We start from the raw sequence: 11,747 nt of genomic DNA on the forward strand, positions 1-11,747 counted from the left end.
TGAGCTATATTATTAATGTAAATAAACCGTATGCGGTTGCACACCTTCTTACTTGCCGTTACCGGCAGGAGGGTGTTTTCTTATCTGACTGCAAGTTATCCGACTTTTCTAAAAATGCGTATAAGCCGCCGGCCCTCCTCATAGGATGAGATGAGGTGAGGCGCTTTGAAGTGGAAAAGGCGGGAGACGGCGGAGTGGAGGCGGCAGTTGTCCCGCCTGTTGGTTCTGGCGCTGTTTTTTTTCGCCGGCATTCTTTTGGGACAGGTTTTTTCCAGTCGGGTTCCGGATACCACGGGCGATGAGCTGGCCCGCTACCTGAAGGATTTCTTGAAGGTGGGAGAGGAAGACCCGTCTCCCCGGGCGGCGCTGTCGGCGGCGGTTTTGTATTTTCGTTATCCGCTGGCGGCGTTTTTGCTGGGATTTGCGTCCATCGGTGTGCTGGCGCTTCCGTTAGTGACCGGGGCTTTCGGCGGTTTTTTGTCCTTTTCCGTCTGCTGTTTCACGGCGTCCTTTGGCCCGGACGGGGTGCTGCTGGCGCTGGCGGTATTCGGCCTCCGGTGCGTGGTGACGCTGCCCTGCTATTTCCTGCTGGCCGTTCCGGCGCTGGAGCGCTCGGCAGCCTTAGCCTGTCTCTCCCTGGGCGGCGGGCGGAGAGCCGGTCCCGCTCTGTATGGCCGGGAGTGGTGGGGCCGCCTGGCGGCCGTCGCGGGGGTGCTGCTGGCAGGGGTCTGCGCCGACCTGATGCTGACCCCCTGGTTTTTACGGCAGCTTTTAGAGCGGATGCTGATTGGATAGGAAACACGGTTTCTGATTGGTAAGACTGGTAAAGAGAGAAGGGATTGCTACGGACGAGATCGCGCGTTATGAGGAATATCTGGTGCGGGAGAAACACGCCTCCCAGAATACGGTGTCTTCTTATCTGCGGGACATATCCCAGTTTGCGGATTATTTGCAGGCCCGGGGCCCGGAGCTGCTGGAGGTGACCGCCGAGACGGTCCAGTCCTATATGGACTGGATGCTGAGCCGGGGAAAATCCGCCGCTTCTGTGACCCGATTTTTGGCCTCCGTCAAATCCTTCTACAATTTTCAGATATTTAGCGGCAAGGTGAAGGCGAATCCCGCCAAGGGCGTCGCCGCCGCCAAGGCGGAGCGGAAGTATCCGAAGATATTGACCTCCAAGGAGGTAGACTTGTTCCTGGAACAGCCCCAGTGCGTGGACGCCAAGGGATTTCGGGACCACGCCATGCTGGAGTTGCTGTATGCCACAGGCATCCGGGTCAGCGAGCTAATTACCCTGGACCTGGAAGACCTAAACCTGGCGGCCGGCTTTATTCACTGTTCCAGCAAAGGCAAGGAACGGATTATCCCCTTATACCGCACGGCGGTGAAGGCCCTTCAGGACTATGCTTGGAAGATTCGGCCCCAGTTGATCTCCGATGAGGAAGAGACCGCCCTCTTTGTCAATATGAACGGGGAGAGGATGAGCCGTCAGGGCTTTTGGAAGATCATCAAGTATTACCAGGAAAAGGCGGGGATTGAGAAGGAGATCACGCCTCACACCTTGCGGCATTCCTTTGCGGTCCATCTGTTGGAAAACGGTGCGGACCTGCGGTCTATCCAGGAGATGCTGGGTCATGCGGATATCTCTTCTACGCAGATTTACACGCACGTCGTGAAGGGGAACTTGAAGGACGTTTATCAGAAAGCCCACCCGAGGGCCTGATGGGTACATAAAAAACCGTCCCCGCAATGTAACCGTTTGAAATGTATGAAGGTACGGCAATCAAGGCGCTGTACCTTCATTTTCTATGCCGGAACCGGGGGAAAGGCCCCCTTTCCTTCGCCGATGCACGCCGCGCCTAGGAGCATGGGTTGGAAAAATCCAGCCCATGCCTTTTTCCCTAGGCCCGCAAATCAACCGTTTTTTCTGTTGCGCATTCCAGTCAAATTTGCTATACTAACTAGGAATGCAAGCCGAAAGGGGCGGAGTATGCGGATATTAGGCATCGATCCCGGCTTTGCCACCATTGGCTTTGGACTGGTGGAGGCGGAACGGAGGCAGGCGCGGATGATAACCTATGGGGCCATTACCACCCCGGCGGGGCTGCCCCTGAGCCGGAGGCTTTACCAAATCGGCACCGACATGGAGGAGCTCATCAGCCGGTTAAAACCGGAGGTTATCTCCATTGAAGAGCTGTTTCTCAATACCAACATTACCACCGGCATCGCCGTGGCCCACGGCAGGGGGGTGTTGCTCTATGCCGCCGAAAAGTGCGGCGTGCCCCTGTACGAATACACCCCTTCCCAGGTAAAGCTGGCGGTGACGGGCTACGGCAAGGCGGAGAAACGGCAGGTGATGGACATGACCCGGCGTCTCTTGAAGCTGGAAAAGGTCCCCCGGCCCGACGACGCCGCCGACGCCCTGGCGCTGGCCTTATGCCACGCCCGGAGCTTTACCTCCCGGCTGCCTCGGAATGAGGGCGCGCCGGAGACGGTCTGACGAAGATAAAACGGAGGCGCTATGTTTTATTATCTGGACGGCACGGTAGCGGAGATTCTGCCCTATCTGGCGGTCATTGACTGCGGAGGCGTGGGCTATGCCTGCAAAACCACCAACAACACTCTGGCCGCGCTGAAAAAGGGCCAGCGGAAAAGGCTCTACACCTATCTGAACGTGGCGGAAAACATTTTCGAGCTGTACGGCTTTGCCACCCAAAGCGAATTGAAAAGCTTTCAACTGCTCATTGGCGTCTCCGGCGTAGGGCCTAAGGCGGCGCTGGCCGTCTTGTCCTCCGGCACGCCGGAGACATTGGCTATGGCCATCGTCACGGGAGATGAAAAGGCCCTGACCGCCGCGCCGGGGATAGGGAAGAAGATTGCCCAGCGCATTATTTTGGAATTAAAGGACAAGATGGCCAAGGAATCCGCCGGGGGACTGGATTTTTCCGGCGGCAAGGGTGCGCCCGCTCCGGCGGTGTTTGGGAACAAGGCGGCGGAAGCCGCCCAGGCCCTGGCGGTGCTGGGCTACTCCAGCCAGGAGGTCTCCGTGGCCTTGAAGGGCCTGGATCTGGATTTGCCGCTGGAGGAGATTGTCCGGCAGGGGCTGAAGCGCATGGCTAAGCTCTAAACAGAAGAGATCACAGTAACTGTATAGCAAATATCCTTTACAATATATTTTACGCTTTTTCGGCAAGGTTTTGCTTTTTAGCCCCCTAAATTTCCGGAAAGCTAAAACGCTTTACACGGCTTCTGCGGAACTATGCCGTAAGGAAGGTGCGTTTTTATGGCGAAATACGAGTACCGCTTCCATGGAAACTTTGACACGGCGCTGGACCGGCTCCACCAAGGCATCCTCAGCGGCAGCGTCACCGCCAGCTTTGAGGACGGCAGCGACTATTCTGCCGGAGGCGTCCGCTGCGCCGTGCGGGTCTATGAGCGCTACAGTCTTGCCGGGGGAAACCGGCTCAGCCTGACGCTGACGCTTCTGGGGCAGGGGGAGGAGCTGTTTCTCTCCGCCATTGCCGCCGGAGGCAGCCAGGGGATGTTTCTTAAGCTCAACACCTTTGGGGAGGAGTCCTTCCTGGAGAAGGTGCGGGAGCTGGCCGAGCGGCTGTGACCGTTTCAAGCGGAGGGGGGGCGCCTGCGGTGATTTTATCCAGGCTTGTTGCTATTGGATTTTTGGGGAGCATTTTCGCGATGTTCCGTTTTGCCAAATACTGCCTTCTGCTGAACGGTCATGACCTGGAGCAGGAGGAGGCGGAGCGGTATCAGGCCAGGGCCCAGCGGTGGCTGGCGGCCGCGGGCACCCTGCTGGGTACGGCGGTGCTTTCCATCATCGCCGGCGGCATCTTTCAGTGAAATTTCCCGGGAAAAGGACGTGAGCGTTTGAGCATCGACTTTGGAAGCGATATTTACGAAGAGCCTATTGTGGCGAAAACCTTCCTCCAAGAGGACGCCCAGGAGAGCTCCCTGCGGCCCAAAAGCCTCCGGGATTACATCGGTCAGGAGAAGGCCAAGGAAAACCTGTCCATCTTCATCGAGGCCGCCCGGAAGCGGGAGGAGTCCCTGGACCACGTCCTGCTCCACGGCCCCCCGGGCCTGGGCAAGACCACCTTGGCGGGCATTATCGCCCAGGAGATGGGGGTCAACATCCGCATCACCTCCGGCCCCGCCATTGAGAAGCCGGGGGATTTGGCGGCACTGCTGACCAACCTGAATGAGGGAGATCTCCTCTTTGTGGATGAAATTCACCGGCTGAACCGCTCTGTGGAGGAAATTTTGTATCCGGCCATGGAGGATTACGTGCTGGACATCATCGTGGGGAAGGGCCCGTCCGCCAACTCCATCCGGCTGGATCTGCCCAGGTTTACCCTTGTCGGAGCCACAACCCGGGCGGGCCAGCTTTCCGCGCCCCTGCGGGACCGCTTCGGCGTGACTCTGCGGCTGGAACTCTACACGCCGGAGGAGCTTGCGAAAATCGTCACCCGGTCCGCCGGAATTCTGAACGTGGACATTGTGCCGGAGGGAGCCTATGAAATTGCCCGGCGCTCCCGGGGCACGCCCCGAATCGCCAACCGGATGCTCCGCCGGGTGCGGGATTTTGCCCAGGTCCGGGCGGATGGCGTTATCACAAAAGACGTGGCGGACAAGGCCCTTTGTGCCCTGGAAATTGACTATCTGGGCTTGGACCCGGTGGACCGGAGGATGATGGAGGCCATCATCGACAACTACGGAGGCGGGCCTGTGGGCCTGGATACCCTGGCCGCCACCATTGGGGAGGAATCCGTCACGTTGGAGGATGTCTATGAACCCTATCTGATGCAGCTGGGCTTTCTGACCCGGACCCCTCGGGGGCGCTGCGTGACGCAGAAGGCCTATCAGCACCTGCATAAGCCCATTCCCGGCGGCGCGGCCCCGGAGGACGTGATGGAGCAGCTGCGGTTGTGAGCGGCGTGTATCTGGCCTCCGTCCGCCTCCGCCGGGAGCTGCCCGGGGAAAGCTGGCTCCGGCTTCTGGGGCCGGTAAATTACTTAATAAAGGGCGGCGTCCTGAACTTCGACCGGCCCGTCACCTTCCTGGTGGGGGAGAACGGGACGGGGAAATCCACCCTGCTGGAGGGAATCGCCGTGGCCTGCGGCTTCAACCCGGAGGGCGGCACCCGGAATTTCAATTTCTCCACCCGGGCCACCCACTCCGTGCTGGGAGAGTATCTGACTCCCGCCCGGAAACGGTATCCCAGGGATGGCNTCTTCCTCCGGGCGGAGAGCTTTTACAATGTGGCGACCAACATTGACGAAATGGACGAGGAGCCCTCCTTTTCCCCGAGGCTGATTGACAGCTACGGCGGCGTATCCCTCCACAGCCAGTCCCACGGGGAGAGCTTCCTGGCCCTGGTTCAGAACCGTTTCGGCGGGGAAGGGCTGTACCTGCTGGACGAGCCGGAGGCGGCCCTGTCGCCCTCGCGCCTCCTGACGCTGATGGGGGAGATGGACCAGCTGGTGAAGGCGGATTCCCAGTTCATCGTGGCGACCCATTCGCCGATTTTGATGGCGTTTCCCGGGGCCAGAATTTATGAGCTGAGCGAAGAGGGCATCCGTGCGGTGGAGTACCGGGAGACGGAGCACTACCAATTGACAAAGCGCTTCCTGGACGATCCGGAGCGGATGTTGCGGTATCTTCTGGAGGAGGAAATATGACGGAGTTTTTGTTCTGGCTGTTCATGCTGGCAACCGCCCTGCTGATTCCCGGGAGCATGCTTCTCCTGGGACGGAGCTTTGCGAAAAAACCGCCGGGGGAGATCAACGGCGGCTATGGCTACCGTACGGCCCGCTCCATGCGGAACCGGCAGACCTGGGAGTTCGCCCATGCCTACAGCGGGCGCTTCTTGGTCCGGGCAGGGCGGCCCACGCTGGCGGTTTCCCTGGTGTGGATGGCGCTGCTGTTTGGGCGGGACATTGGCACGGTGGGGAAGCTTGGCACAATTTTATCTGGAATACAACTGATCCCGTTCCTGGCGGTGATCCCCGCCACAGAGCGGGCGCTGAGGCGGGAATTTGACAATTTTGGAAGAAAGAGGTAACGAATCTATGGGCAAGCTATTNGGCACCGACGGCATCCGGGGCATCGTGGGGGAGAACCTGACGGCGGACCTGGCCTTCCGGGTGGGGCAGGCCGTGGGCACGGTTTTGATGGAGGAAAAGGGGGGGCAGCGCCCCACGGTGGTCCTGGGCAAGGACACCCGCATCTCCTCCGATTTGCTGGAGGCGGCGCTGATTGCGGGGCTGTGCTCCGTGGGCAGCGACGTAAAACCCGTGGGAGATATTCCTACGCCTGCCGTGGCCTACCTCACCCAGCAGGAAAAGGCGGACGCGGGCATCGTGGTTTCCGCCTCCCACAACCCCTATGAGCACAACGGCATCAAGGTTTTCAACAGCCAGGGCTACAAGCTCTCCGACGCGCTGGAGGAGCGGGTGGAGGAAAAAATCCTTTCTAAAGAACCCATGGCTCTCAAGACCAGGGGGGAACTGGGCCGCCGCCATCACGGCATGAAGCAGCTCAAGCGGGATTACATCGACTTCGTGGCCTCCACCATTGACTCGGATTTGGCGGGGCTGCGCATCCTGGTGGACTGCGCCAACGGCGCCGCCAGCGCCACGGCCCCGGAGCTGTTCGGACGGTTCAAGGCCCACACCGTCTTCCTCCACCGGACCCCCGACGGCGTGAACATCAACGACCGCTGCGGTTCTACCCACCTGGAGGACCTGGCGGCCCAGGTGGTAAAGGAGGGCTATGACATCGGCGTGGCCTTCGACGGCGACGCGGACCGCTGTTTGCTGGTGGATGAAACCGGCGGCGTGATAGACGGCGATAAGGTCATGGCCGTCTGCGCCNTGGACATGAAGCGCCGGGGCGTCCTCCGGGGAAACGCCATCGTGGCTACGGTGATGAGCAACCTGGGCCTCCACGAGTTCTGCCGCAATCATGGAATCGACCTGGCCTGTACCGCCGTGGGAGACCGGAATGTGCTGGAGGAAATGCTCCGCCGGGATTTCCGCATCGGCGGCGAGCAGTCCGGGCACACCATCTTTACCGCCTTGGAGACCACCGGAGACGGGCAGGTGACGGCCCTTCAGTTCCTCCAGGTCCTGGCCCGGGCGGGGAAGAAGGCGTCGGAGTTGGCCTCCGTCTGCGCCGCCTATCCCCAGGTGCTTATCAACGTGGAAGTGCCCCACAGCGGCGGCGTGAAGGAGAAGATCATGGCCTCCCAAGAATTGGCGGAGGCGGTCAAAAAACAAGAGGCCGTCCTGAACGGGGAGGGCCGGGTGCTGGTCCGCGCCTCGGGGACAGAGGCCCTGATTCGGGTAATGGTAGAGGCAAAGACGACCGAAATTGCGCATAATACGGCCGATTTTCTGGTTAGCCTTATAAAATCACTAAAATTTTAGGGAAATCTCGCGTTTATTTTGATAATTTGCTTGACATTTTCCTTGGCAGATGGGTATAATACAACATGCACAATACTTATGAGAACGACATGCCGGAGATGGGGATGCAGAGCGATGAGGAATTGTGCCTCCTAGCCGCGTCGGGAAACCGCCTGGCGGAGGAAGCCCTCGTTACCCGGTATAACCGCCTGGTCCGCACCTGCGCCCGCCCCTTCTTCCTGGCGGGCGGCGACAGCGAAGATCTTACGCAGGAAGGTATGGTGGGTCTCATCACGGCCGTCCGGGAATACGACGCCGGGAAAGAGGCGTCCTTCCGTACTTTCGCTGAAATCTGCATCCGCAGCCGACTCTACTCTGTGCTCCGCGCTTCGGCGCGGGATAAGCAGCAGCCGCTCAATCAATCGCTATCCCTAGACGACTCCCATTTTGACAGCAATCCCCTCACCTCTGGGACCAATAATTTGGCGCAGCGTAATCCCGAAGATTTCCTGATCGACAGGGAACACACGGCAGCCCTCTTATCCGGTGTCCGGAAACAGTTGTCCGAGTTTGAAGCAAAGATTTTGGGGTTCTATCTGGACGGTCTTTCTTGCAGGGAAATTGCAAAAGCGGTGAACAAACCCCCGAAATCCGTGGACAACGCCGTGCAGCGCATTCGACGCAAGGTGGCGCGGCAATTACTTTCCGGCGATCTCAGCAAACGCTGAACGCAATATAATTTTCTTTTCAAAGAGAGGGTAAAATCATGTACGAAGACAAGACCTTAGTATGCAAAGAGTGTGGTCAGGAGTTCGTGTTCACCGCCGGTGAGCAGGAGTTCTATGCCGAGCGCGGCTTCCAGAACGAGCCCCAGCGCTGCAAGGCCTGCCGCGACGCCCGCAAGAACGCCGCCCGCGGTCCCCGGGAGTATTTCACCGCTGTCTGCGCCGCCTGCGGCGGCGAGGCCCGCGTGCCCTTCGAGCCCCGCTCTGACCGTCCGGTCTATTGCAGCGAGTGCTTCGCCAAGATGCGCGAGGAGCAGCGCTAATCGGTTTTTCCGGTTTTCGTCTCTTGTGCCAATTCGCTGAAAACGTCCCCACGCGGAAGCGTGGGGACGTTTTTTGGGCACGGAGGGTCAAAGGTCTGTCTCAAAGACTAAATCCATATCCTTTATCTTTCCGTAATCGCTGATATTCGTCGGAATATACCCGACATAGCGGCAGCCCTTGGCCGCGTATTCGTCAATGATATCCCGGTGCTCCTCTGATTTTGCTCCGCAAAACTTGCCAATATGAACGTTTACATATACATATTTTTTCACAGCTGCGCCTCCCATTTCATATAAGAGCAGCACCTAAAAATCATGAGAAACGTTCTGCGGTCCAGGAATCGCAGGGGCGCGTTGCCGTCCTTGACGGGCGTCAGCCCGCCTGTGTCCTCCGCCTTGCCCTCGATTCCTTTTTTCTCATTATTTCTGGAAACTGCCCTAGTTTTATTATACCACAAGCGGATATGAAAGGCAACTATAGGCAAAATCTGCCATTTGCAAATCACCTCTGGATTTATGCGGTGTTCCATGGTTTTCCTTGAAAGAGTCGGAGAGCTATCGGGAGGAAAGAAAAGCATAAGGGCCGCTTTCGGCTTTTGTCGGATTTTCTATTGAATTCGGGCAAATAATAGAGTATAATAGCGGAACGATGGCTGTCTGCGGAAATTTGTTCCAAGGAACCGGACAGCCGAACGCTGAAACCTATTTCAACACGGAGGAATCCAGAAATGATCGAGATTACAAAAGACACCATCATCGGCGATATCCTGGACATCGCCCCCCACACCGCGCCTATCTTCCTGTCCATCGGCATGCACTGCCTGGGCTGNCNCTCCTCCCGGGGAGAGACTGTGGAAGAGGCCTGCATGGTCCACGGCATCGACGTGGAAAAGCTGCTGGCTCTGGTGAACGAAGAGGCCAACAAAAAGCCGGAGTGACGCCGTCTTGCGGGACTTGGAACTGACGCCCCGCCTTCGGCGGTTGGCGGACTGGGTGCCTCCCGGCGCGCGGCTGGCCGATATCGGCACGGATCATGGATATCTGCCCGTGTGGCTCCGGCTCCACGGGCGCGTGGCCTCCGCCATTGCCTGTGATCTGCGGGAAGGGCCTTTGGCCCGTGCCAGGGAGACCGGGAGGACCTGGGGAGCGGACGGCATTGACTACCGGCTCGGGAACGGCCTGGCGGTGGTCTCTCCGGACGAGGCGGATGCCTTCGTCATTGCCGGGATGGGGGGCGAGAACATCGCCGCCATTCTGGCCCGGGCTCCCTGGACCGCGGGGGGGAAGCACACGCTGCTGCTCCAGCCCCAGACCCGGGCGGAGGTTCTGCGGGCGTTCCTTGCGGAGAACGGCTATGCCATCCGCCGGGAGGCCCTGGTGGAGGACCGGGGCGTCCTTTACCCGGTGATGGAGGCCGGGGGAGGGGAGATGTCCCTGACTCTGGGGCAGCTTCACGGCGGGGCGGCCCTGCTCCACGACCCGCTGGGGGAGCGGTACATCATCCAGAAAATCATCCGCCTGCAAACGGAGGTGGCGGGAATCAACCGCTCCGGCAAAGGGCTGGAAAAAGCGGACAGACTGCGGGAAATCATTACCGCGCTGCTGTCCATGAGAGAGGAGTGGCGGCGTGCCAACGGTTCGTGAAATTGAGGCGGATCTTTTTGAGCTGGCGCCCCGGGAGGGGACGATGGAGTGGGATAACGTGGGGCATCTGCTGGGGGATCCCCGGCAGGAGGTCAACCGCTGCATGGTGGCGCTGGACATCACCCACGCGGTGGCGGAGGAGGCCATCGCGGCGGGCTGTCAGCTGATCGTCTCCCATCATCCTATCATGAATTGCAAATGGTCCCAGGTACAGACGGTACGGGACGATACCTTCCAAGGCAGTTTGTTGACGCGGCTGCTGCGGGCCAATGTGTCCGCTATCTGCATGCACACGAATCTGGACATTGCGGAAGGCGGCGTCAATGATGTGTTGGCCCAGGTTCTCGGCCTCCAGAAGCTGGAGCGCTTCACCAGCGAGGGGGTGTGCCGCTGCGGCTGGCGGGCGGAGCCCATGGCGCTGCCGGAGTTTGTCCGCTTTGTCTCTAAGGCCCTGGGCTGCAACGGCGTGCGTTATGCTGACGCCGGGAAGCCCGTTCACCGGGTGGCTGTGGGCGGCGGAGCCTGCGGGGAGTTTGAGGATGCCGCCATTGCCGCTGGATGCGACACCTTTGTTACCTCTGATTTGAGCTATCACCAGTTCGTGGACGCTAAGGTTAAGGGCATCAACCTCGTCGACGCGGGACACTTCCCAACAGAAGACCCGGTCTGTGAGAAGGTGATTGCCTTTTTGGCCGGACGGTTCCCAGATCTGCAAATTCAAAAATCCGCTTCCCATAAGGAAGCGATTCAATACTATGTGGAAGGAGAATAAACGCCATGTCAGGACATTCCAAGTGGCATAATATCCAGAAAACCAAGGGTGCGGCGGACGCCAAGCGCTCCGCCGCCTTCACCAAGATCGCCCGTGAAATCATCGTCGCCGTCAAAGAGGGCGGCTCCGGGGACCCCAATAATAACTCCCGCCTGGCCACGGTCATTGCCAAAGCAAAAGCAGTCAACATGCCCAACGACAACATTAAACGGACCATCGACAAAGCCCTGGGAGCGGGGAATACCGACAGCTATGAGGCCGTCACCTATGAGGGCTACGGTCCCGGCGGTGTGGCCGTCATCGTAGAGGCCCTGACCGACAACCGCCAGCGCACCGCGCCGGAGGTCCGCCATGCCTTTGATAAGTGCAACGGCAACCTGGGAGCCATCGGCTGCGTGTCCTGGTCCTTCGACAAAAAGGGCGTCANTGTCATTGACNATGANGAANGGGAGCTGNNCGAGGAAACCGTCATGATGGACGCGCTGGACGCCGGCGCGGCGGACTTCGAGGCGGACGGCCCGGCGCTGGAAATCACCTGTGATCCCGATGCGTTCAACGATGTGGTAAAAGCCTTGGAAGAGAAGGGATACAGCTTCGTCAGCGCAGAGGTGGAAATGGTTCCCCAGAACTACATCACACTCAGTGGTGAAGGCGACGTGAAAAACATGCAAAAGCTCATTGACATGCTGGAAGACAGCGACGACGTGCAGAATGTGTGGCACAACTGGGACAACGACTAACGATAAGGCGCGGGACAGGCCGGAGAGAGCCTGTCCCACTTTAAGTAATGTCATTAAGTTAGGAATAAGGAGAAGATAAAGTCAAAAAAAGATGTAAAAAGGGGTTGACAAAGGAGGAA

Annotated in this window: 17 protein-coding genes; 16 read left to right on the forward strand and 1 reads right to left on the reverse strand. The window is 59.1% G+C overall.

The window, feature by feature from the left end; all coding sequences use genetic code 11:
- The first annotated feature begins 165 nt into the window (after window positions 1–165).
- The 12 genes from JX325_RS07850 (at window position 166) to JX325_RS07905 (ending at window position 8,472) form a co-directional block, all read left to right on the forward strand.
- A complete protein-coding gene (locus JX325_RS07850) occupies window positions 166–795 on the forward strand; it encodes a stage II sporulation protein M (RefSeq protein ID WP_204790607.1) in 630 nt (209 codons plus the stop codon).
- Window positions 796–811: 16 nt separating this feature from the next.
- Window positions 812–1,723, forward strand: a complete 912-nt coding sequence (gene xerD / locus JX325_RS07855) for a site-specific tyrosine recombinase XerD (protein ID WP_370528536.1) — start codon at window positions 812–814, stop codon at window positions 1,721–1,723.
- Between the two features lie 267 nt (window positions 1,724–1,990).
- Entirely contained in the window at window positions 1,991–2,500 is a 510-nt protein-coding gene (gene ruvC, locus JX325_RS07860) for a crossover junction endodeoxyribonuclease RuvC (RefSeq protein ID WP_204790608.1), read from the forward strand.
- A gap of 21 nt (window positions 2,501–2,521) precedes the next feature.
- Window positions 2,522–3,127 carry a Holliday junction branch migration protein RuvA gene (ruvA, locus tag JX325_RS07865; protein ID WP_204790609.1) on the forward strand — a complete coding sequence of 202 codons (606 nt, stop codon included), beginning with the start codon at window positions 2,522–2,524 and terminating at the stop codon, window positions 3,125–3,127.
- Between the two features lie 156 nt (window positions 3,128–3,283).
- Window positions 3,284–3,616: a DUF6054 family protein gene (locus JX325_RS07870; protein WP_204790610.1), complete on the forward strand. Its 333-nt coding sequence runs from the start codon at window positions 3,284–3,286 to the stop codon at window positions 3,614–3,616.
- Window positions 3,617–3,696: 80 nt separating this feature from the next.
- Window positions 3,697–3,858, forward strand: a complete 162-nt coding sequence (locus JX325_RS07875; RefSeq protein WP_204790611.1) for a hypothetical protein — start codon at window positions 3,697–3,699, stop codon at window positions 3,856–3,858.
- 27 nt (window positions 3,859–3,885) lie between these two features.
- On the forward strand, window positions 3,886–4,947 hold the full coding sequence (gene ruvB / locus JX325_RS07880; RefSeq protein ID WP_204790612.1) for a Holliday junction branch migration DNA helicase RuvB: 1,062 nt from the start codon (window positions 3,886–3,888) through the stop codon (window positions 4,945–4,947).
- Window positions 4,944–5,696, forward strand: a complete 753-nt coding sequence (locus JX325_RS07885) for an AAA family ATPase (RefSeq protein ID WP_204790613.1) — start codon at window positions 4,944–4,946, stop codon at window positions 5,694–5,696. The genes ruvB and JX325_RS07885 overlap by 4 nt, the downstream gene beginning before the upstream one ends.
- The gene (locus tag JX325_RS07890) at window positions 5,693–6,079 is read left to right on the forward strand and encodes an SdpI family protein (protein WP_204790614.1); all 387 of its coding nucleotides are present in this window, start codon (window positions 5,693–5,695) and stop codon (window positions 6,077–6,079) included. The genes JX325_RS07885 and JX325_RS07890 overlap by 4 nt, the downstream gene beginning before the upstream one ends.
- A gap of 7 nt (window positions 6,080–6,086) precedes the next feature.
- The gene (gene glmM, locus JX325_RS07895) at window positions 6,087–7,445 is read left to right on the forward strand and encodes a phosphoglucosamine mutase (protein ID WP_204790615.1); all 1,359 of its coding nucleotides are present in this window, start codon (window positions 6,087–6,089) and stop codon (window positions 7,443–7,445) included.
- Between the two features lie 89 nt (window positions 7,446–7,534).
- Complete coding sequence (locus tag JX325_RS07900) at window positions 7,535–8,152, forward strand: sigma-70 family RNA polymerase sigma factor (RefSeq protein ID WP_243413987.1); 618 nt, start codon at window positions 7,535–7,537, stop codon at window positions 8,150–8,152.
- 38 nt (window positions 8,153–8,190) lie between these two features.
- Window positions 8,191–8,472 (forward strand): zinc-ribbon domain containing protein, encoded by a 282-nt coding sequence (locus JX325_RS07905; RefSeq protein WP_204790617.1) that lies wholly within the window; start codon window positions 8,191–8,193, stop codon window positions 8,470–8,472.
- An 87-nt stretch (window positions 8,473–8,559) separates the two neighbouring features.
- Here the strand turns inward: JX325_RS07905 and JX325_RS07910 are convergent, their stop codons facing one another.
- Window positions 8,560–8,745 (reverse strand): DUF4177 domain-containing protein, encoded by a 186-nt coding sequence (locus JX325_RS07910; RefSeq protein WP_243413988.1) that lies wholly within the window; start codon window positions 8,743–8,745, stop codon window positions 8,560–8,562.
- A gap of 455 nt (window positions 8,746–9,200) precedes the next feature.
- Here JX325_RS07910 and JX325_RS07915 point away from each other — a divergent pair, with 455 nt between their 5' ends.
- From JX325_RS07915 to JX325_RS07930, 4 genes are read left to right on the forward strand one after another with little or no spacing between them, the layout of a single operon-like run.
- Window positions 9,201–9,410, forward strand: a complete 210-nt coding sequence (locus JX325_RS07915) for a DUF1858 domain-containing protein (protein WP_204790618.1) — start codon at window positions 9,201–9,203, stop codon at window positions 9,408–9,410.
- Window positions 9,411–9,417: 7 nt separating this feature from the next.
- Window positions 9,418–10,116 carry a class I SAM-dependent methyltransferase gene (locus JX325_RS07920; RefSeq protein WP_204790619.1) on the forward strand — a complete coding sequence of 233 codons (699 nt, stop codon included), beginning with the start codon at window positions 9,418–9,420 and terminating at the stop codon, window positions 10,114–10,116.
- Window positions 10,100–10,888, forward strand: a complete 789-nt coding sequence (locus JX325_RS07925; protein WP_204790620.1) for a Nif3-like dinuclear metal center hexameric protein — start codon at window positions 10,100–10,102, stop codon at window positions 10,886–10,888. Before JX325_RS07920 ends, JX325_RS07925 begins: the two co-directional genes overlap by 17 nt.
- A 5-nt stretch (window positions 10,889–10,893) precedes the next feature.
- Window positions 10,894–11,628: a YebC/PmpR family DNA-binding transcriptional regulator gene (locus JX325_RS07930; RefSeq protein ID WP_204790621.1), complete on the forward strand. Its 735-nt coding sequence runs from the start codon at window positions 10,894–10,896 to the stop codon at window positions 11,626–11,628.
- Window positions 11,629–11,747 lie beyond the last annotated feature (119 nt).

The organism is Oscillibacter sp. CU971, from assembly GCF_905219725.1.
Lineage (GTDB): Bacteria > Bacillota > Clostridia > Oscillospirales > Oscillospiraceae > Oscillibacter.

What these genes read in the sequence shown, in the direction of transcription:
- JX325_RS07870 (WP_204790610.1), top strand. Translation starts at nt 3,284, where the DNA reads ATGGCGAAATACGAGTACCGCTTCCATGGAAACTTTGACACGGCGCTG.
- ruvC (WP_204790608.1), top strand. Translation starts at nt 1,991, where the DNA reads ATGCGGATATTAGGCATCGATCCCGGCTTTGCCACCATTGGCTTTGGA.
- JX325_RS07900 (WP_243413987.1), top strand. Translation starts at nt 7,535, where the DNA reads ATGCCGGAGATGGGGATGCAGAGCGATGAGGAATTGTGCCTCCTAGCC.
- JX325_RS07890 (WP_204790614.1), top strand. Translation starts at nt 5,693, where the DNA reads ATGACGGAGTTTTTGTTCTGGCTGTTCATGCTGGCAACCGCCCTGCTG.
- ruvA (WP_204790609.1), top strand. Translation starts at nt 2,522, where the DNA reads ATGTTTTATTATCTGGACGGCACGGTAGCGGAGATTCTGCCCTATCTG.
- JX325_RS07875 (WP_204790611.1), top strand. Translation starts at nt 3,697, where the DNA reads ATGTTCCGTTTTGCCAAATACTGCCTTCTGCTGAACGGTCATGACCTG.
- JX325_RS07905 (WP_204790617.1), top strand. Translation starts at nt 8,191, where the DNA reads ATGTACGAAGACAAGACCTTAGTATGCAAAGAGTGTGGTCAGGAGTTC.